We start from the raw sequence: 20,208 nt of genomic DNA, 5'->3' as shown, positions 1-20,208 counted from the left end.
AAATAATGTTGATGCTACTTGCCGTCAGCATCGCCTCTATTTTAGTGATTAGTTATGTCGGTTATACCAGTGGGAAAGAAGCCTTACTTAATAATATTTATTATCAAATGACGGAGATAAGGAACTCTAGGGCCAGACAAGTTCAATCCTACTTTAATTATGTCAGAAATCAAGCAATTACTTTAGCAGAAGATCCGACAGTTGTTGATGCAATGGGTTCGTTTCGTGATACGTTTAATCAATTAGAAGAGCAAGAAATTCCTTCAGATTGGATTTCTGAACTTTGGCTTTTTTATGAAAAAGAATTTATCCCTAGACTCAAAGTTAATGTTGATGGTATTCCCTCTGTAATTACCTATTTTCCGAAAAAAGCAGCGACTCGTTATCTTCAATATCATTATATTGCAAATAATCCTTATCCTGTAGAGGATAAAAGTTATTTAAACAAGGCAAAAGATGGCAGTGAGTATAGCACAATTCATGAAAAATACCATGTTTTTTTTCGAGATATTGCTACTCGTTTTAACTACAATAACTTAGCACTTGTTGATAGTAAAACAGGAAATATTGTCTATACTGTTAACAAAGGAACCGGATTTGCTACCAGTTTACATGATGGCCCTTATGCTTATAGTGGAGCAGCAAACCTATTAGAAACCCTACAAAATAATCGAGAGAGAGGTGCTTTTGAAATGGTTGATTTTGCTCCTTTTCGTCCTAATTATGCTCAACCGGTTGCTTTTATTGGGAGTCCAATTTTCCAACAATCCAATTTAATTGGTATTCTTTTATTGCAATTACCTGTTGATGAAATCAATCGGATTATGACAGGTAATTATCAATGGAAAAAAGACGGACTTGGCCAAACAGGGGAAACGATTTTAGTGGGATTAGATTATTTAATGCGTTCTCAATCTCGGTTTTTAGTTGAAGACCCCGATAATTATTTTTCAGAACTCAATAAACAGCGTATTCCTGATAAAATCATTCAAAAAATTCGTGCCAACAATAGCCCAATTTTACTACAAGAAATTCGGAGTGATTCGATTAAACGAGCCATTAATGGGCAAGAAGGACTGGCTATTTTAAATGATTATCGAGGTATTCCTTCTTTAATTTCCTATGCCCCTTTAAAATTAGCTGACCGCTTAGATTGGGTTATTATTGCTAAAATTTATGTCAGTGAAGCTTTTGCTCCCATACAACTTTTTGGTAAAAGAGTATTAGTAACAACCGCAATTTTAGTTCCTTTAGTTACTCTTTTATCTCTCTTTCTTTCCCGTCGTTTAGTGATACCAATTTATCGATTAATTTCGGGGGCAAAAAAAATTACATCAGGGGCTACTAATGTTGTTGTTGATGTGCCATCAGATGATGAATTTTGTCACTTAGCACAAGCTTTTAATAAAATGGCTAGAACCATTGATGAAGAAAAAGAAGCCCTAGAAAAACAAATCAGAAAGAATGATTCTCTCTTATTAAAAACTTTGCCAGCACCCATTGTTAAACGTCTTAAACGAGGAGAACAGAAGATTGCTGATAAATTTCCTCATGTTACGGTTCTTTCCGCTAATATTGTCGGATTTGATGAACAATGCGATCTGATGACTGCCGAAGAAGCTGTGGGCCTTTTAAATGATATTGTTAGTGCTTTTGATGATGCAGCAGAAAGACATGATGTCGAAAAAATTAGTACCGTAGGCACTTCTTATTTAGCGGCCAGTGGCTTATTTTTACCACGTTTAGATCGAGATAAAGGGGCTATAGAATTAGCTTTAGAAATGCTAAGAATTGTCCGAGGGTTTAGTCAAGAAAGTCACCTAGATTTTGAAATTCGTATTGGTATTTATTCAGGGACAGTGATTGGAGGATTGTTAGGTAAGACTAAATTAATTTATAATTTGTTGGGAAACACTGCTAAAATTGCGCGATTTTTAATGATTGTTAATTCAGTGGAGGGAAAACCTAATTCTATTTTAGTGAGTCAAAATGTCTATGAACCTTTACAAGATTTCTACAAGTTTTCTAGCATGGGAGAAATTGAAATTCCAGAACAAGGTAAATTGGCTGTTTGGTTATTAAGAGATGGTGGCAGCAAAAAATAAATAAGTTAATATTTTTAACCTATCTTCAATCATAATACTTCCGCTTCATCTAACATTTTCCAAACAGTTTGTAAAAGTTCATCTAATCCAGTTCTCGTCACGGCTGAAATAGTAAAAATCGGAGAATCACTTAACTTTTGTAGTTCTTTTATCATTAATTCCAGAGTTTCTTGATCTGCCGCATCAATTTTATTAAAAGCAAGAATTTGCGGGCGATCGCTTAATCCCCGGCCATAGGCTTTTAACTCTTGTTGAATCACTTGATAATCTTTAATGGGATCATCCGAAGTAATATCAACTAAATGCAATAATAGGCGAGTTCGTTCAATATGTCGTAAAAATTCATGACCTAATCCTATCCCTTCGTGGGCCCCTTCAATTAACCCAGGAATATCAGCAAAAACCGTTCCATCTCCCGTCGGTTTTCTCACAACACCCAAGTTAGGAATTAAAGTAGTAAATGGATAATCTGCAATCTTAGGACGAGCAGAGGAAAGAGAAGAAATTAAGGTGGATTTTCCCGCATTAGGTAAACCAATAATTCCCACTTCAGCTAACAATTTCAACTCTAATCTGAGGTTTCTATGTTCCCCTTCCAAACCGGGTAAAGCATATTCTGGGGCGCGGTTTTGGTTACTTAAAAAGTATTTATTTCCTAGTCCCCCTTTTCCTCCTTGGGCCACACAAAGAATCTGTCCATTTTCAATCAAATCCCCTAATATTTCATCGGTTTCTAGATCATAGATTACCGTACCACAAGGAACCTCAATAATAATATCTTTACCCATGGCTCCCGTACGATTATTGGGGCCGCCACGTTGGCCATTATCTGCTTTAAAAAGACGCGCATAACGGAAGTCTAAGAGGGTTTGCAGGTTGTTTACGGCTTTTAAAATTACTGAGCCACCTTTTCCCCCATTTCCCCCCGCAGGACCCCCCGCAGGGACATATTTTTCCCGTCGGAAGGCGACTATACCATCTCCTCCTTTACCAGCTTCTACTTCAATTTCAGCGCGATCAATAAACTGCATTCTAATTCTTCTAACTTCTCAATGGGTATAACATTATATTAGAGTTTGCTCTCAAATAGCGATCGCTAGTATATTATGAGGTTTCTTCTTTAATCACGGCTAAATCATCTTGATATTTCCTAGTTTGAATTTGCTGATTAATTGACGATGCTTTTCAATCTCAGCGATCGCGTCTTCAAAAGGTATCTCCTCCTCATCTAATAACATAGCATTATCATAGGCTCGAATCGCGTCTAATTCTTCTAGTTGTTCCAAAAGATTCTGATATTCTTTGATGTCTAATACAACAGCAACCCGTTTACCTTGAGCATCTGTAATATACTTTTCTTTGGCCAATGGAGGAATATCAGAATAGTCAATAATTGGGGAGCGATCGCCGATGAAAAATAAAGCGATCGCCCCTCAAAAAAAATTAAGTATATTCCGAAATATCCTCCTCACAGTCATCTACTAGATAAGATAAAGCGCGGAATCTTAACCCGACTAATTGTTCATAAAGGGGGTTTAATTTACATAAAGGGGGAATATGAACAATTTTATGGCCGAATAATTTAATATCTCGCTCAAAAGGACATTGAGGGGGAACCATTTTACAGATAAAACGGGCCAAACGGGGATCATGAATATCCATCCCATCTAACCAGTCTTTGAGAGGATGTAAAAGATCGGGATGAGGATGAGGGGGACTGATTAAACCACTGGTTTGACCTAGTGCTAAGGCTTCAGAATGTTCTTCTAGGGGTTCACAAAGGGTGTGTTCTAAACTTTCTAAAGCCTCGACTTTTAATCCTAATGCTTCACTAAATTCATGTAATAGTTTCCCTTCCGGGGCAGAATAAATCCCATCGGCGATCGCTACCAAAACAGCCGTTCTTAAGAAGTTTTCTCCGATTTTGGGGTCATGCCCTAAAGCCTCAGCTAGTTCTTCAGGGGTAATAGATTGGAATAGGACGGATTCTTGGTCATCAAGGGCTAAGTCTTGGGTTAATTCAGCAATTAATTGTTGTTCTTGGGGGTCATAGTCCCCGTCGCACCAAGCAATGGTCAGTAAACCTCGTAACCACGCGGAAATTTGCTCGGTTGTATAGGCGTATTGTGTAACACTAGCCATAATTGTCTTAATATCAAACGCTTCGGGTGAGATGGGGAGACGATTGGTTTTTGTCCCCCTACTCTTGATCTTAGCTTTTCTCTGCCGCTAATCGAAATAATTCACAAGTTACAAGCTTGTGTTATTTCATTGAACAATTACCGGAATTCCAGTTTTAACTAATTCATACAAGGCTTTAACATCTCGATTTCTCATGCGAACGCATCCATGAGACACCGCTTGACCCATGACGTGTTCTCCAGGGGTTCCATGAAACCCGATGTAATTTTTGCCATTTGTCCAGAAACCAATCCAGCGTTCCCCTAAAGGACTATTGGGCCCTGGTGCGCTTACTCTGCCATTCCAGGGGTTTTTCCATTTCGGGTTCTCAATCATCTGCATGACGGTAAAGTTACCTTTGGGGGTTTCCCATCCTTTTTTACCGATCGCCACAGGATAACTGGCTAAAACCTTATTCTCTTGATAGGCATAAACGCGACGTTCTTTTAAGTTAAGGACAAGACGGGTGGCTAAAACTTTGTCGGTTTCAGGAGGTGTGGCCATGGCCTCTGGTTGACTAGCAGGGGCAGTCATTTCTGGGGTCACTTCATCGGCGATCGCCTGTAGCTGCATTCCTGAAATCGGTAATAGTAAACTCCCGCCAATGAGTGTCAGTCCCAGTAATAAACGATTTAAAGACATTGTTCTGAAATCCCAATACAAATCGTGAATAATTGTACAATTTAGTGAGGAGTAAGTTAAGTAGGTACAAAAACTTAAGTACCTAAGGACATTGTAGTGATTGTAGTGGCAGTTTTAAAGGCTTCTCTCTAAAATTAGCACTCTTTTAATAGTTGCCTATAACGCTCTTATTCTTGAGATGGTGTAGAAACCGCAATAATACCTAACACATTGAATCCTTGATCACTTAAAACTTTCGCCGCTTCTTTGGCGGTTGTTCCTGTGGTATAAATATCATCAATTAACAGAATTGGCTTTGATAAAGGATGATTTTGTAGGGACTTTCCTAATGAAAATGCTTGCTTAATGTTAGCTTTTCGTTGTTCTGGTGTCAACCCAAACATGGCTTCTGTTTGACGAATTCGCATTAAACCTTTAGTTTTTAAGGGATAGTTGGTGATTTGACAGAATCCCTTGGCTATCATTTCTGATTGATTAAATCCCCTTGCTTTTTCCTTCGTTAAATGCAAGGGAATGGGAATAATTGTCGGTGTTTTCTGGGTTTTTATTAAACTATATTTTTGCCAACTTTCTCCGAGCCAAAATCCCAAAAATTCTCCTATTTGGGGCTTCTTATCATATTTTAAAGCCGCGATCGCCTGTTTTAATTTGCCGTCATATTTACCCCAAGCAAATAAGGGAAATTCTCCCTGCCACAATTGTTTAGAATGTTTTAATTGACAGCTTTTTAATTGTCGTTGACAATCATAACAAATTTCTTCCTCTGTGGAACGTTGACACAGGGGACAATTCTCTTTAAGAAAGATCGATAAAATATTCTTTAACATAATTATTTGTTTGTAAATCCTGGTACATTTAATTATTAACTATTCTCAATTATTTTTACTTGTTGACAAAATTCAGCAAAACAAAATTGATTGAGTCTATTTGTCAAGACTTGCTAACGAAACAGAGCAGACTCTCATAAAATCGTAAAATGAGCTTTCTATAAGGGTTGTAAGTATTTTATCCCTGAATCAAGCTCAGATTTTATTGGGCTTTGGGAAAAAAATTCCAAAAATTATCAGGAATTATTAGCAATAGTGCTACAATACGTCAGACAATATCGAGAATGACACGCAATCAAGTGTCAAGGAGTGGGACAAAGTTAACCGTGAGTAAATTATCGAGACGACTATTCCTGAGTGGAAGTACGGCGACAGCAGTTATTGGTATGAGTCAACTAATGACAAGCTGTGGACAAAAAAACAGCAATAACACCCCGGCCCCTAGTCCAAGTGCATCAGTGACAGGAGTGACAGGGGAGTTAAACCTTTATTCTTCCCGTCACTACAACACAGATACAGCGTTGTATGAAGGGTTTACCAAAGAGACAGGGGTTAAAGTTAATCTGGTGGAAGGGAGTGCGGATGAACTGATCGAACGAATCCAAAGCGAAGGAGAAAATACCCAAGCGGATCTTTTAATCACCGTTGACGTAGCCAAGTTGTGGCGGGCCCAAGAAGCAGGTATTTTTGTCCCCATCACCTCTCCTATTTTAGAGCAAAAAATTCCCCCATCCTTGCGTGATCCCCAAGGATATTGGTTTGGGTTTACCAAACGGGCGCGGGTGATCATGTATAACAAAGAAAAGGTGAAACCGGAAGAATTATCGACTTATGGGGCGTTAGCTGATCCTAAATGGAAAGGGAAGATAGTGATGCGCCCTTCTAGTAATACTTATAACCAATCCTTAGTAGCATCGTTAATTCAAGCCAATGGGGAAGCCAAAACGGAAGAATGGTGTCGGGGTTTCGTGGCGAATTTTGCCCGCCCTCCCCAGGGTAATGACATGAAACAAATTGAAGATGTGGCCGCAGGAGTAGGGGATCTAACTTTGGCCAATACTTACTATTTAACCCGTTTTGCCAAGTCAGAAGAACCAGCGAAAAAAGAAGTTTTTGCCAAAATTGGGGTCTTCTTCCCCAACCAAGACGGTAGAGGGGCCCACGTTAATATTAGTGGGGCCGGGGTAATTAAAAATGCGCCCCACAAAGAAAATGCGGTTAAATTCTTGGAATATTTAACCAGTGACACGGCCCAAGAATTCTTTGCGAAGGGCAATGATGAATATCCGGTTGTGGCAGGAGTCCCCCTTGATCCGGTTTTAGCCAGTTTCGGCACATTTAAAGCCGATGAGACGGATATAGCTGCTTTTGGACCTAATTTAGCGGCTGCGGTCAAAATTATGGATCGGGCGGGGTGGAAGTAGGGAGAGGGAGAAAGGGGAGGAAATTTGACCTTTTACCTCTTGTCTTTTGCTTTTTACTTTTTATCTCAACTATCCTTTTAGCTTGATTAAAGAGTGTGAGTAAGTAAGTTTGATGATGTTAACGATGCGATCGCTGTTTCAAGTCCCCAGTTTGATTTTAGGAATCATGATGTTGATTTCGACCGGTTCTGAAGCTGTCCCTTTATCGAACTCAGGTGATCGAAATTCTCAACTAAAACAGTCTCGTGATGGCTTTTTGAACTCTGGGAGGCCAAATCAAGAGTCAATGTCTCAAATGATCAATGTTTCAGAGTTACAAAATACGACCCCTACTCAATTCTTGCCAAGGCCGGATCGAAATTCTCAACTAAAACAGTCCCGTGATGGTGTTTTGAACCCCACCCGTCAAAATAGGGGATCGATGTCTCAAGTAACCAATGTTTCGGAATTACAAGATATTGCCCCGACTGAGTGGGCCTATGAAGCATTACGGGGTTTAGTAGAAAGGTATGGTTGTGTTGTGGGCTATCCTGATCGCACCTTTCGAGGGAACCGCGCTTTATCCCGTCATGAATTTGCGGCTGGTTTAAACGCCTGTCTTAATACCATAGAACGACTTTTACAGGAAAATGTTGCCGTATTGCGAGAAGACATTGACAAGTTGAAACGGTTAGCCAAGGAATTTGAGGGAGAATTGATGGCTTTAGGGGCCAGAGTGGGCAATTTAGAGGAAAGGACAGCCTATCTTGAAGATCATCAATTTTCTACCACAACTATCCTTACAGGTGAGATAGTTGTGGGGTTAACGGGTATTACCAATGGGGAGAAAAATGAGGGGACTGAAGATATTCCCAGAGTGAATAACCTGGGGTATCGGGGACGACTGGAATTAAATACTAGCTTTGATGGGGATGATTCACTCTATGTCCGTCTCGCAACAGGGACGGTACCCTCCTATTCTGCCATTGCGGGGACGTTCGAAGGGGATTTTGGCTTTTCACAACCTGATGATAGTGATTTAGCCGTAGAACTGATTATTTATGAGTTTGCCTTGGCGGAAAACTTGCGGATGTTTGTTGAACCCGTGGGCGGTGCGTTTGATGACTTTACCCCTACGATCAACTTCCTTGATGGTGATGGGGCTGCGGGGGCGTTATCAGCCTTTGGGACTCGCAATCCTCTTTATTATATGGCTGAAGGGCCAGGAATTGGCTTTAAAGGAACTCTGTTTGAAGTCTTTCAATGGAGTGCAGGTTATTTAGCGACAGATGGTAACAGTCCCGACTTAGGAGAAGGGATGTTTAATGGCCCTTATGGTGCGATCGGTCAAATTAGTTATCAACCTAGTGATAGTTTTGAGGTGGCGTTTACTTATGTGCATGGGTATAACAATCTTGACACAGGAACGGGCAGTCGTCGCTCTAATTTTCAAACCTTTATTGAAGAAGATTTTGAAACAGATGTTAACACGGTTAATAACTCTTATGGGATGGAATTTTCTTGGCGTATTGCCCCTAAATTTATCTTCGGTGGTTGGGCCGGTTTTACTACCTCTAGAACTCAAAATGCTATTAACATTGTGAGACAATTGACCATTGATGAAATGCCAACGCAAGATTTACCAAGGGGAGATATCCCAATGGAGGAAATGCCAACGGAAGAAATTTTTACTGAAACAATGCCAACTGAGGAATTATTTACCATTGAAAAGGGGAATATAGATGTTTGGAATTGGGCGGTAACTTTAGGCTTTCCTGATGCTTTTGTAGAAGGAGACACGGCGGCTATTATTATTGGGATGCAGCCTTGGGTTTCTAAGTCTACACTTGCTTTACCTGATGGGTTACGAAATAATGATCGAGATAGTTCTTATCATATTGAGGCTTTTTATCAATATCCCATTAATGACAACATCTCAATTACCCCTGGCATTATTGTAATTACTTCCCCTGATTATGATGACAAAAATGATGCTTTAGTTATTGGGACAATTCGTACCACATTTAGTTTCTAAACCTTGGTAATTCTAGGAGATATATAACTGATGAATTCTTCTTAATTAAATCACAATTTACACAGAAAATTAGACCCTAGGGATAATTCATGAATTATCCCTAGGAGCAAAAACAGTTCCCAAGACAATCTGACAATTAATTTATCAATCACTGTATTTTTTTACTTGACAAATGATGCAACAAACCAGAACAAGTTATCTGCGAGAACTCCCCATAGGAGCGAAGGGTTATATTGTTGGATATGACAAAATTTTTAGGGGTTATCAAGGCAAATTATTGTCTATGGGGTTAACCCCAGGAACAGAATTTATTTTAGTCAGACAAGCGTCAATTGATTGGCCGATGATGATTGAAGTTAAAGGTAATTTACTTAAATTACAAAAACCAGAAGCTGATGCTTTATGTATTGAAGAAAATGAATCTTAATCGAAGGTTAAATTATGTCACAATTTTCAACAAATTCGCCACTTAATAGTTGGAATCGTCGCCAATTTATTCAAGGTTCACTCACATTGTTAGGATTAGGTTTAGCAGGAGGAACCATAGGTTTACGTCATCTGATTTCTCGCAGTAATTATGGGGTAAAAATTCCTGATATTACTCAAGATGATAACCAAATCCTTGATAATCCTTTTAATCCTATGATGATTTTAAGGGAGTTTGATTATGGGACTATTAAACGAGAAAATGGGCGAGTTATTCGAGAGTTTAAAGTGGTAGCTAACAGCAGTTTATTACATCTCAATGGTAACATTTCTTTTGTTAGTTGGAATCTCAATAATCGTGTTCCTGGCCCGACTTTAAGAGCAAGAGAAGGGGATAAAGTTAGGATTATTTTTGAGAATGAAGATGGCCATTCCCATAGTTTACATTTTCATGGCAATCATCCTTCAGAAATGGACGGCGTTAAACCTATTCGTCACGGTAAAACTGCTGTCTATGAGTTTGAAGCAAAACCATTCGGAGTGCATCTTTATCATTGTCATGTTGCCCCCGTAACTCGTCATATCAGTAAGGGTTTATATGGAATGTTTATTGTCGATCCACCTCAACCTCGTCTCCCCGCAGATGAGATGGTTATGGTATTAGGTGGTTATGATATTAATAATGCTCGTAAAAATGATTTATATGCTTTTAATGGCATTCCTAATTATTATAGAGATCATCCCATTTCTATCTACAAAAATCAGTTGATTAGGCTCTATATTCTCAATATGATTGAGTTTGATTCTGTCGCAACTTTTCATATTCATGGCAATATGTTCAAAGTTTATCGTACCGGGAGGAGTTTAACCCCTGATGAGGAAACAGATATGATTACAATGGGAACTGCCGAACGCCATATTTTAGAGTTTTCCTATGACTATCCTGGAACATTTATGTTTCATCCTCATCAAGATACTATGGCAGAATATGGATGCTTAGGAATTTTTAATGTTCTAGATACTTAACTGATTTACAATAACAATAAGTTTGAATTAATGACTAATAAGGAGCATCAAATATGATTAATTTTCGTTATCTATCTTCCCTACTTTTAGTTCCCTTTGCTATGACGATAACCAGTTGTAGTCAACCCGAACAAACTCAAGAGACTACCCAACATTCTCATCAAGAAATGACCAAAACTGAAGCCAAAGATACCGATCAAGAATATTTAACTACATTAGGGTTAATGAAAGGTCATTTGCTCATTGCGAAACAATTAATCGACCAAGGAAAATATGCAGAAGCAGAACCCCATATTGGTCATCCTGTAGAAGAATTATATGGGGATATTGAGGGACAATTAACTAAACGCAAGGTAGCGGATTTTAAAGGAACCTTAAATCAACTAAATGATGGTATAAAAACTAATCCAAAATCTGATAAAATTAAAGGACAATATGATAGCTCAATAGCGGCAATTGATCAGGCGATCTCAGCAGTTCCTGCGGATAAATTACAATCTCCTGAAACAATTTTACTTGTGATTAATGGGCTATTAAAGACAGCAAATGCTGAATATGAAGCAGCGATCGCTAATGGTAAAATTGTCGAAGTAATTGAATATCAGGACTCTATGGGATTTATGCTTTATGCAGAACAATTATATCAATCAATTGCTGAAGCCATGAGTCAAAAATATCCTGAGAAAAATGAAGTCATTACTACTACATTACAAAAATTAAAGACAGCATGGCCTTCTGTCAATGCACCAGAAACCCCTGTCATGGCTCCTGAACAAGTATCCGAATTAGTGACAAAAATCAACGAAAGTGGTAAAATTTAGACTTAGTTTAGGATAATCTGTTACCTTAACCTTACTTGATTAACACAGCTAAGATAAAGCCATAAATCGAGTTTGTAGTCAAATCTCGCGCCCCTAAAAATAGGCTATTGAGATTTAACTACAGACTGGTATTTGAAAGCCTCAAATTAGCTGTGTTATTTCGTTCTGAACTATAAATTATTCTCCCAATTTAACAACTACCATCATCTTTATGGGGTGTGGGTGCTATCGTAGAAATATTGCCTTTTATTACACCATTAATGGCGATCAAAGGGTCAGTTTCAGTGGTAATATAAAGAGTGATGCCGCGACGACTCAAACGTTCAGTTAAACCCTCTCCAGCCTCTCCTGTAATTAAAATACTATGATCCAAAGGATGAGGTGTGATATCATCATCATGCAGATCATGAAAAGTGGGTTGAGTGTCAGGAATTTCTAACTTTTCAATCAGGGTTGGTTGGGTTTCTTGACTCGCTTCATATACCAAAAATTTCCTGGCGCGGCCAGTTTTTCCGGTAATTGTTTGGAAATCTTGACTAACTAGAGCGAATTTCATAGCTAACTTACCTAATTCTCGTTCCGAAATATTAGCATAAGTGTATTCTTAAGTTTCTTGATATTTCTTGTTAAAAAATGCCAATGGGGAAGCTAGACTTCTGCTAAACTTCCCCCGCTCTGGCAACAATATATAGTTGTTGTTGACATTAAGCTTGCGTTAGACCAATTTCATTAGCTAAACGAATGTGCATTGAACCAGCGCGATCAAATTGTTTTTGTTGACGACGCAACATCAACCAGCGAGACTTTTGTTTAACATTGCCTTCAGTAGTAGGGTTATTGTCGTATTTAACACCCCGCCAAGTCAAATTAACCTTCGGTTGGTGTGCAACCGATGTATTTTGATTACGGAACCGCCAATCAAGTTCTTGACTATTGATATCGATGGGAGAAAATTCTACCCTAGGGGGATTGTATTCGTATTCGACACCACGATAATTAAGTTTCATCGTTCTTGCCTCCGAGTAATGGACTGTGATGGTGATCGGTAGGCGCGTTCCTTCGGGAAAGTTCCCTACTTCCGTCCTTCAACCTCCCAGACAGGAAAACTTGAAAGATGAACGATTTAGTTTCTGTATCTATTGTTACCGTTTTATCGATAAATGTCAAGGAAATATAACTTAAGATGTTTGCTGATAAATTTTGGGAGAATTAACAAGCCCTTAAAAATAATTAAGAAAAGATTTAATCGGGATTTTTGGGGTATAAAATGGCAAAATTGGGCAAAATGATCGAAAAATTTACCCAACCACTTCTAGCCAAGATTTCAATGAGATCCCCGACTCTGATAGACTTTTGACTGACGGTTAAAAGACCACGCCAGGGAAATAAGATAAGCAGATAGGGAGGATATACCTTGGAAAGCACACTGGGTTTAGAAATTATCGAAGTTGTCGAACAAGCGGCGATCGCCTCGGCAAAATGGATGGGTAAAGGCGAAAAAAATACCGCTGATCATGTTGCGGTAGAAGCCATGCGCGAAAGAATGAATAAAATTCATATGCGTGGTCGTATCGTCATTGGAGAAGGGGAACGGGATGAAGCTCCCATGCTCTATATTGGCGAAGAAGTAGGAATTTGCACCCGTGAAGATGCTCATGCCTACTGTAACCCTGATGAATTAGTAGAAATTGACATCGCCGTTGACCCCTGCGAAGGTACCAACTTAGTCGCTTACGGACAAAACGGTTCCATGGCAGTTCTGGCCATCTCCGAAAAAGGTGGTTTATTTGCGGCTCCTGACTTCTACATGAGAAAGTTAGCGGCTCCCCCGGCTGCCAAAGGTCATGTTGATATTAACAAATCTGCTACCGAAAACCTGAAAATTTTAGGGGAATGCCTAGAACGGGATGTGGCAGAATTAGTGGTGGTGGTGATGGATCGTCCCCGTCACAAAGAATTAATCCAAGAAATTCGTCAAGCTGGGGCCAGAGTGCGCCTCATCAGTGATGGTGACGTTTCTGCTGCCATCTCTTGTGGATTTGCCGGAACCAACATTCACGCCTTAATGGGTATTGGTGCTGCTCCTGAAGGAGTCATCTCTGCTGCTGCTATGCGTTGCTTAGGCGGTCACTTCCAAGGACAATTAATCTATGATCCCGAAGTGGTCAAAACAGGTTTAATTGGGGAAAGCCGAGAAGGAAACCTGGCCCGTCTTACCGAAATGGGCATCACCGACCCCGATCGCGTTTACAGTGACGATGAATTAGCCAATGGGGAAACCGTATTATTTGCGGCTTGTGGTATTACCCCTGGAACCTTAATGGAAGGGGTGCGCTTCTTCCATGGCGGAGCCAGAACCCAGAGTTTGGTTATCTCCAGTCAGTCCAAAACTGCTCGTTTTGTGGATACCATTCACATCCAGGAACAGCCTAAGTATATCAACCTGAAATAAGGCTTTCACCATCAGCAAATCTTGGCCGGGGCGAATGGCCTTCACCCTGACATTACACCTTAATGATTCAGGGGAAAATCCTGATCTCTTAAGGTTTTGGCTCAACAGATGATTTAGAATTAGGGATGTGAGACTAGGGATAACCATTAGCTAGTCTTAATACTCCCTTTTTTAGTTCTTTTTTTTAAGTTTTATAAAGTTTGTTTTCAAAGTATTTGTGATTGGGGCAAGTTGGGTCTAAATTGCAAAAATTAGAGACAGTAGCACTTATTCCATTTGTCCATTTTTTCGAGCAACGCAAGATTAAACCCTTGTAGGAGAACCTATGAACATTGCAGTGGTGGGCCTAAGCCATAAAACCGCCCCAGTTGAAGTCCGAGAAAAATTGAGTATCCAAGAGGCGAGACTTGAAGAAGCTTTAGCCCATTTACGGGGTTATCCCCATATTGAAGAAGTGGCTATTATTAGCACTTGTAATCGTTTAGAGATTTACGCCGTCGTCAGCGATACGGAAAAAGGGGTAGTAGAAATTACCCAATTTCTCTCGGAAACGGGACATATTTCTTTAAATTATCTGCGACGCTATTTATTTACTCTCCTCCATCAAGACGCGGTACGTCATCTGATGCGGGTGTCTGCTGGTTTGGAAAGTTTAGTTTTAGGAGAAGGGCAAATTCTCGCCCAGGTTAAAACTACCCACAAATTAGGCCAAAAATATAAAGGGATCGGACGACTCCTAGATCGCCTCTTTAAACAGGCTATTACTGCCGGGAAAAGAGTACGGAGTGAGACGAATATTGGAACGGGTGCCGTTTCTATTAGTTCTGCGGCAGTAGAATTAGCACAAACGAAAGTTGAGGGGTTTGCTACCCGCAATATTAGTATTATTGGGGCAGGAAAAATGGCCCGCCTCTTGGTACAACATCTCTTGGCCAAGGGCGCAACTTCTATCACCATTGTTAACCGTTCTCAACGTCGTGCTGAGGAATTAGCCAGTCAGTTTCCCCAAGCACAGCTACATTTAGCCACCCTTCAAGACATGATGACCGTGGTGGCTACCTCTCACCTCCTTTTTACCAGTACAGGGGCGACAGAACCCATTTTACACCGGGAAAACCTTAGCGGGGTTGTATCTGTGGAACAGGGGTTAATGTTGTTTGATATTTCTGTTCCTCGTAATGTGGCAACAGATGTTAAAGACATGGATACGGTGCAGGCATATAATGTGGATGATTTAAAGGCAGTTGTAGCCCAAAATCATGCCACTCGTCGTCAAATGGCCCAAGAAGCGGAAGGGTTATTAGAGGAGGAAGTGGAAGCCTTTGAATTGTGGTGGCGTTCCCTAGAAACGGTTCCGACGATTAGTTGTTTACGGACGAAGGTAGAAAGTATCCGGGAACAGGAATTAGAAAAGGCCTTATCTCGCTTAGGAACAGAGTTTGCTGAGAAACATCAAGAGGTAATTGAAGCCTTAACCAGAGGTATTGTGAATAAGATTCTTCATGAACCAATGGTACAATTACGAGCGCAACAGGATATTGAAGCGCGACAGCGATGTTTACAATCTCTACAAATGTTGTTTGATCTTGATATTGAAGAACAATTTGGTTAATTAGTACAAGTAGGGGTAATTCATCAATTACCCCTACAGAGAGTCAAAAAAGATAATCTAACAAATAATCTCCCCCAAACCTAACCACATCCGTACAAGGAAGTCCTGTCATATCTTTAACAGTTTCTATGGCATTTTGTGCCGCAGTTGTGTCTAAATGAAAAGTATTAAGGGCGATCGCTTTCACTTTAACTTTATCTGTCGCACCCGCAACACTAGCAACACTGTCATAAAGTGATATTACTTCTGGTAAGGGGGGAATAGCAACATGAGAATCTTGTCTAATGTGGGTTTGTCCGGCTCGATGGACTAATATTAATCCTGTAGGTTGACTGCCTCTAATTAAGGGTAAGGTAGCGGTTGAACCTGGATGCAATAAAGAACCCTGTCCTTCTATCCACAACACATCATAGTCATTTCCTGCTTCTAATACCATCTTTTCCACGGCCCCGGCCGCAAAATCCACGCGAATTGCATCTAGGGCAATACCTTCCCCAGAAATCATGATTCCTCCCTGTCCCGTTCCCAGGAATTTAGACTTAATTCCCTGTTTTTGGGCAGCAGCATGGCATTCTAAGCTAGTAGACATTTTTCCAACGGACATATCAGTACCAACGGTTAAAATGCGATGACAAGCAAGCGATCGCGCTTTAGCTAACCCGATACCTAACCCCGATGGTTCTTTGCGAATATCCCAGATCCATTGTTGAGGTTGTAAACTATCAAAATAGGGCTTTAAAGGGGTATGTAACCCATTGGCAACGGATAACCCTGTGGTAACTCCCTGTTTGACTTCTTCTAGCCAAGCATCGGGTAAAATCCCCCCAGAAGGCGCAATCCCGATTAATAATACATCAGGATCATAAGCTAAGGCTGCTTGTACACTGGAGACAATAGGAATATCTTTGGGGATACCTGCTACCTCTTTTAAGGATTCACCCGCACATTGTGCATCAATGACAGCAACTATTGAAGCTTGTCCGTAACGTAAATAAGCTAATCCTGTTTTCCCATGAGTGCCTTTGATTCCTTCATGAAGTAAGATAGCGACGCGATGATTAGCTGTCAAATGCACAATAGTTTACTCCTTATCTAGTTTTTAGATAAAAATTACTGATTTTTTCTTAATTTATATCTCAAGTTTATTGTAATATTTATCTCAGATAACTTAGGTAAATATTAATGTTCTTTTTAGGAAAAATTTTTTGATTTTTTTCATTTAACTAAGCTCAAGCGTGGCATAAATAACTGAGAGAGGAGCCTCAATATCTAAACTTTCAATATGAGCGATCACCTCTAAATTCTCGTATGTTTCTAACAGCCATAAATTATTAGCTGTACGTCGAAAACATTCCACTAAATATTGTTGAGAACTGACTAAGATATATTCTTGTAAACTGGGAATAGTGCGATAAAGTTGGAATTTTTGACCCCGATCAAATTTTTCAGTTGATTCTGATAAAACTTCAACAATAACTTTTGGAAAATCAATTTCATAAGCGTTTGGATCATTATTATCATCGTTAATGATTTACCTGATTCTCAACTTCAGGAAGTTTTGCGTTTTTTGAATGATTTATCAATTCAGACACTAGAATCTGAAGAAGGTAAGATAAATCAGTCTGACGGCGACAATGATCCTTTATCTAAGTTTATTGGGGCGGTTTTTCATGGTTCTTTGGCTAAAAATATTGATCAAGAACTTTATGGATAATCAGTTTACACAACAGATTATGTTTTAACAGAATCTTTAAGATTAAAATATATAGATAAACCCTATATTTCCTTCTTCGTTAGAATAAGATTTATTCTTTACCTCAACCCAATTGACAAGATCGGCGGTGCAGTAGGATTATATGTAAAGTTTTATGACAAAAATCAATATTTCTGGTCTTGGCAAGAATATTATAGCGTTTCTCGGACTCATGAGGTACACCTAATATTTCATTCCTGTCAGCAATAAACATTCAGGTTATGGTAGGAGTCAAGGGCTGTTGACCCCTATTTTTGTGATATCCTAATCTTAAAAGGATAGATTTTGGTTATCATTTCCATTGCTCAATTTTACCCCTAATCCTGGTAAATTATTCAACATTAACTTTCCTGCTTGTAAAGTAACACCCTCAAAAGGATCATCAATCAAGTTTAAATGACTATCTAAGTCTAAATAATCAGCATAAGGTGCGAGATGACACATAGCAGTATTCGCTAAACTACTATCAGAATAACAACCATACATAACTTGTAATTTACAAGCTTTAGCTATAGCAATCATTCGCATTACTTCTGTTAATCCTCCGGCCTTCATTAGTTTAATATTAATGCCATGAATATAGGGAGAAAGTTTGATAATATCTTCACTATTAAAACAACTTTCATCGGCAAAAATAGGTAAAGGCGATCGCTCATATAATTGGGGTAAGTTTCCTTCATCTCCCACGTCTAAAGGTTGTTCAATATATTTGACATTTTGAGTTACTAACCAATCACTCATATAAATAGCATCTTTTAAATTCCATCCCCCATTAGCATCAACCGTTAAAGGAATATGAGGACTTTCTTTACGAATTGCCAAAATCATCGCCTTATCTGCTTCTATTCCATCAGGGGAACCCAACTTAATTTTTAATACTTTAGCATCCATAAAATTAAGCCAGTTTCTCACTCTTTCTACGGCTTTTTCGGGGGAACTAATACCAATAGTTACAGAAGTGGGAACAATGGAATTAAGGTTTAATCCCCATAGTTTCCATAAAGGTAAATTAACCTTTTTTCCTAACCAATCATATAAAGCAGTATCAATAGCAGCGCGGAGAGAAGAATTAAGGTTACTTTCAATTAAAATCTTCTCTATTTCTTCCCGATCTAAGGGGCTAAATTTTTCTAAAATAGGAATAATTTGTGTTAACTCTTGTTGTAATATTTCGGAATTTGTGCTAGTTTCTTTAATCACAGAAAAGGGCGAAGATTCTCCCCATCCTTCTATGCCATCTGATTCTATTTTTAACCATAAATTAGTGGTTTGGGCAGTAGTTCCCCGACTAATCGTTAAAGGGAAACGTTTATGAACAGTAAAAGCTTGAATGGTTAGGCGCATTAAAGTAATTAAACCCCATTAAAATTGTCGCTTAGGGTGGGCATTGCCCACCTTACCAGGTTATCTAATTTTTAACTTCTACCATTTCAATAATTCTGTCATCAAGATCCTTGACTAAAAAATTAAGCGGTTTTTTACGACGTACTTTATATTTTAGCCGTCTTGATTCTACTCTTAATAACAGTTCTTCTAAACATTCACTATCAAAACAAACATGGCGTTGACGATTTTTATAACCATGACTTGCCCCTGTAATAATATGTAGTTGAGTATTTTTCTTTAGCTGATACCAAAGCCCCTCTCTTGCACCTAAATTAGTGGTTGCCGTCACCGTTGGGGTGGCAGACATATACAAGGGGTCAATACCTGCTGTGCCTAAAGTTTGTTCATAATTGTAATAGTAATGTAGGGGAACATCAGCCACATTCAATTCCAATAAACCTTCATAAAATTGTCGTGCAACCTCCAAATCTGATACCATGACGGTATAAACTTTCGGCGCACTGGTCAAAAACATCCACATCGCTAACCCGTAGGCTGCCAAAAGCATCACCATGATGCCTTGGGTGGAAAAGATACTATCAATGGGCAAAAACGCCCCCAGGTAAAGAGAAGTAAGGGTTAATTGTGTCACGATAGCCATAGACAACGCACAAACACGAGCTTAACTCGTATTACTTTACTACAAAGGGTACATTCCTAGACTCAAGGAATGCAAAAAAACACAAAGATGTCAAGTTTTATGCTTGAATTTAATCTATTGTTACATATAAGGGCAAAAGATGGCTAGTCTTTTTTAACCAAGATTAGGTTTTTTAAAAAGACTAAGAATAATTCTGTCTAATAAATAATAGTGTCCCTTGCATTGTAACCCAACATTTTGAGCAAAATCTTCCCGTTGTTGGGGAGAATAAAAGCGAATACCTCCAGGAGAAAAAGGAATAGAACGGACATTTCCTAGGGTAGAATCAGCGAGGTAAAATTGTCCTTGGGGACGTAATATTCGACTGACTTCAGAGAAGACTTGTTGTGGGTTGGGATAATGGAGAAAACTAATGGTATTAAAAACAGCATCAAATTGATTATTTGCAAAAGGAAGGGACTCAGCATTTCCTTTAGTGTAAATTAAACGAGGATGATGTTGATTATTTTGACGGGCTTCTTTTAACATTTGAGGTGATAAGTCTACTCCCGTTCCTTGTAAGTCTGGAAATTGGGCAGCTAAACGGTTTAAAAGGCGACCAGTCCCACAGCCTAAATCTAAGACTTGATAGGGATGGGGTAAACTAACATAAGATAGGAGTCTTTTGTGAATTGATTGATAAAAGATGGTCGTGAATAAAACATCATAATTAGGGGCCCAACGGTCAAAAAAAGATGATTTTTGCTCAAAAAATTGTTCGGTCATAAAAATTTTCAAGAGAAATTCTTACTAAAATTAACAACTATATAGGCGGCTATTACCTTATGATGTAAGCACTTAGGCTGTATAAACAGCCTAATAAAAGCTTGGGGTAAGGTTTGTTTATATAGCTTAAACCCAGAAGGGCTTAAGTCTATCATTTTTAATTTTGTACATCC

At 39.1% G+C, this 20,208-nt stretch carries 21 protein-coding genes and 1 riboswitch; of the genes, 9 read left to right on the top strand and 12 right to left on the bottom strand.

Annotated elements, in window-relative coordinates:
• Positions 1-5: 5 nt before the first annotated feature.
• Positions 6-2,105, top strand: a complete 2,100-nt coding sequence (locus VB715_RS14655) for an adenylate/guanylate cyclase domain-containing protein (RefSeq protein ID WP_323301960.1) — start codon at positions 6-8, stop codon at positions 2,103-2,105.
• Between the two features lie 29 nt (positions 2,106-2,134).
• On the opposite strand, the gene obgE is transcribed toward VB715_RS14655, so the two are convergent.
• The 5 genes from obgE to VB715_RS14630 all read right to left on the bottom strand — a co-directional run bounded on the left by obgE (position 2,135) and on the right by VB715_RS14630 (position 5,755).
• Positions 2,135-3,136: a GTPase ObgE gene (gene obgE, locus VB715_RS14650; protein WP_323301959.1), complete on the bottom strand. Its 1,002-nt coding sequence runs from the start codon at positions 3,134-3,136 to the stop codon at positions 2,135-2,137.
• A 99-nt stretch (positions 3,137-3,235) separates the two neighbouring features.
• Entirely contained in the window at positions 3,236-3,472 is a 237-nt protein-coding gene (locus VB715_RS14645) for a hypothetical protein (protein ID WP_323301958.1), read from the bottom strand.
• A 76-nt stretch (positions 3,473-3,548) separates the two neighbouring features.
• Entirely contained in the window at positions 3,549-4,247 is a 699-nt protein-coding gene (locus tag VB715_RS14640) for a Mo-dependent nitrogenase C-terminal domain-containing protein (protein WP_323301957.1), read from the bottom strand.
• 126 nt (positions 4,248-4,373) lie between these two features.
• Positions 4,374-4,928, bottom strand: coding sequence for a L,D-transpeptidase (locus VB715_RS14635; protein ID WP_416336939.1), 555 nt, complete (start codon positions 4,926-4,928; stop codon positions 4,374-4,376).
• A gap of 167 nt (positions 4,929-5,095) precedes the next feature.
• Complete coding sequence (locus tag VB715_RS14630) at positions 5,096-5,755, bottom strand: ComF family protein (RefSeq protein ID WP_323301956.1); 660 nt, start codon at positions 5,753-5,755, stop codon at positions 5,096-5,098.
• A 284-nt stretch (positions 5,756-6,039) separates the two neighbouring features.
• Here VB715_RS14630 and VB715_RS14625 point away from each other — a divergent pair, with 284 nt between their 5' ends.
• From VB715_RS14625 to VB715_RS14605, 5 genes are all read left to right on the top strand, one after another.
• A complete protein-coding gene (locus tag VB715_RS14625) occupies positions 6,040-7,179 on the top strand; it encodes a Fe(3+) ABC transporter substrate-binding protein (protein WP_323301955.1) in 1,140 nt (379 codons plus the stop codon).
• Positions 7,180-7,294: 115 nt separating this feature from the next.
• Positions 7,295-9,193, top strand: a complete 1,899-nt coding sequence (locus VB715_RS14620; RefSeq protein ID WP_323302084.1) for an iron uptake porin — start codon at positions 7,295-7,297, stop codon at positions 9,191-9,193.
• A gap of 172 nt (positions 9,194-9,365) precedes the next feature.
• Entirely contained in the window at positions 9,366-9,620 is a 255-nt protein-coding gene (locus tag VB715_RS14615) for a FeoA family protein (RefSeq protein ID WP_323301954.1), read from the top strand.
• 14 nt (positions 9,621-9,634) lie between these two features.
• Positions 9,635-10,645, top strand: coding sequence for a multicopper oxidase domain-containing protein (locus VB715_RS14610; protein WP_323301953.1), 1,011 nt, complete (start codon positions 9,635-9,637; stop codon positions 10,643-10,645).
• Between the two features lie 53 nt (positions 10,646-10,698).
• The gene (locus tag VB715_RS14605; RefSeq protein WP_323301952.1) at positions 10,699-11,466 is read left to right on the top strand and encodes a hypothetical protein; all 768 of its coding nucleotides are present in this window, start codon (positions 10,699-10,701) and stop codon (positions 11,464-11,466) included.
• A 190-nt stretch (positions 11,467-11,656) separates the two neighbouring features.
• Here the strand turns inward: VB715_RS14605 and VB715_RS14600 are convergent, their stop codons facing one another.
• A complete protein-coding gene (locus tag VB715_RS14600; protein ID WP_323301951.1) occupies positions 11,657-12,022 on the bottom strand; it encodes a nitrogen fixation protein in 366 nt (121 codons plus the stop codon).
• Positions 12,023-12,170: 148 nt separating this feature from the next.
• Positions 12,171-12,473, bottom strand: coding sequence for a DUF4278 domain-containing protein (locus VB715_RS14595; RefSeq protein ID WP_323301950.1), 303 nt, complete (start codon positions 12,471-12,473; stop codon positions 12,171-12,173).
• Between the two features lie 41 nt (positions 12,474-12,514).
• A riboswitch (Glutamine riboswitch) is annotated at positions 12,515-12,589 on the bottom strand.
• Positions 12,590-12,880: 291 nt separating this feature from the next.
• On the opposite strand from VB715_RS14595, the gene glpX reads away from it, so the two are divergent.
• Together glpX and VB715_RS14585 are read left to right on the top strand one after the other, a co-directional pair.
• Positions 12,881-13,918, top strand: coding sequence for a class II fructose-bisphosphatase (glpX, locus tag VB715_RS14590; protein WP_323301949.1), 1,038 nt, complete (start codon positions 12,881-12,883; stop codon positions 13,916-13,918).
• 325 nt (positions 13,919-14,243) lie between these two features.
• Positions 14,244-15,530: a glutamyl-tRNA reductase gene (locus VB715_RS14585; protein WP_323301948.1), complete on the top strand. Its 1,287-nt coding sequence runs from the start codon at positions 14,244-14,246 to the stop codon at positions 15,528-15,530.
• 43 nt (positions 15,531-15,573) lie between these two features.
• Here VB715_RS14585 and VB715_RS14580 read toward each other — a convergent pair whose 3' ends face one another.
• Complete coding sequence (locus VB715_RS14580; RefSeq protein ID WP_323301947.1) at positions 15,574-16,605, bottom strand: DUF1611 domain-containing protein; 1,032 nt, start codon at positions 16,603-16,605, stop codon at positions 15,574-15,576.
• A 144-nt stretch (positions 16,606-16,749) separates the two neighbouring features.
• The gene (locus VB715_RS14575) at positions 16,750-17,022 is read right to left on the bottom strand and encodes a Uma2 family endonuclease (protein WP_323302083.1); all 273 of its coding nucleotides are present in this window, start codon (positions 17,020-17,022) and stop codon (positions 16,750-16,752) included.
• A gap of 75 nt (positions 17,023-17,097) precedes the next feature.
• Here VB715_RS14575 and VB715_RS14570 point away from each other — a divergent pair, with 75 nt between their 5' ends.
• Positions 17,098-17,244, top strand: coding sequence for a hypothetical protein (locus VB715_RS14570; RefSeq protein ID WP_323301946.1), 147 nt, complete (start codon positions 17,098-17,100; stop codon positions 17,242-17,244).
• Positions 17,245-17,553: 309 nt separating this feature from the next.
• On the opposite strand, the gene VB715_RS14565 is transcribed toward VB715_RS14570, so the two are convergent.
• The 3 genes from VB715_RS14565 to VB715_RS14555 form a co-directional block, all read right to left on the bottom strand.
• Entirely contained in the window at positions 17,554-18,627 is a 1,074-nt protein-coding gene (locus VB715_RS14565; protein WP_323301945.1) for a dipeptide epimerase, read from the bottom strand.
• A gap of 64 nt (positions 18,628-18,691) precedes the next feature.
• Positions 18,692-19,270 (bottom strand): glyoxalase-like domain protein, encoded by a 579-nt coding sequence (locus VB715_RS14560; RefSeq protein WP_323301944.1) that lies wholly within the window; start codon positions 19,268-19,270, stop codon positions 18,692-18,694.
• A 153-nt stretch (positions 19,271-19,423) separates the two neighbouring features.
• The gene (locus tag VB715_RS14555) at positions 19,424-20,035 is read right to left on the bottom strand and encodes a class I SAM-dependent methyltransferase (protein WP_323301943.1); all 612 of its coding nucleotides are present in this window, start codon (positions 20,033-20,035) and stop codon (positions 19,424-19,426) included.
• Positions 20,036-20,208: the final 173 nt, after the last annotated feature.

Source organism: Crocosphaera sp. UHCC 0190 (genome assembly GCF_034932065.1).
Lineage (GTDB): Bacteria > Cyanobacteriota > Cyanobacteriia > Cyanobacteriales > Microcystaceae > UHCC-0190.
Note: the sequence above shows the minus strand (reverse complement) of the source record. Positions and strands in the feature narration are given on the sequence as shown.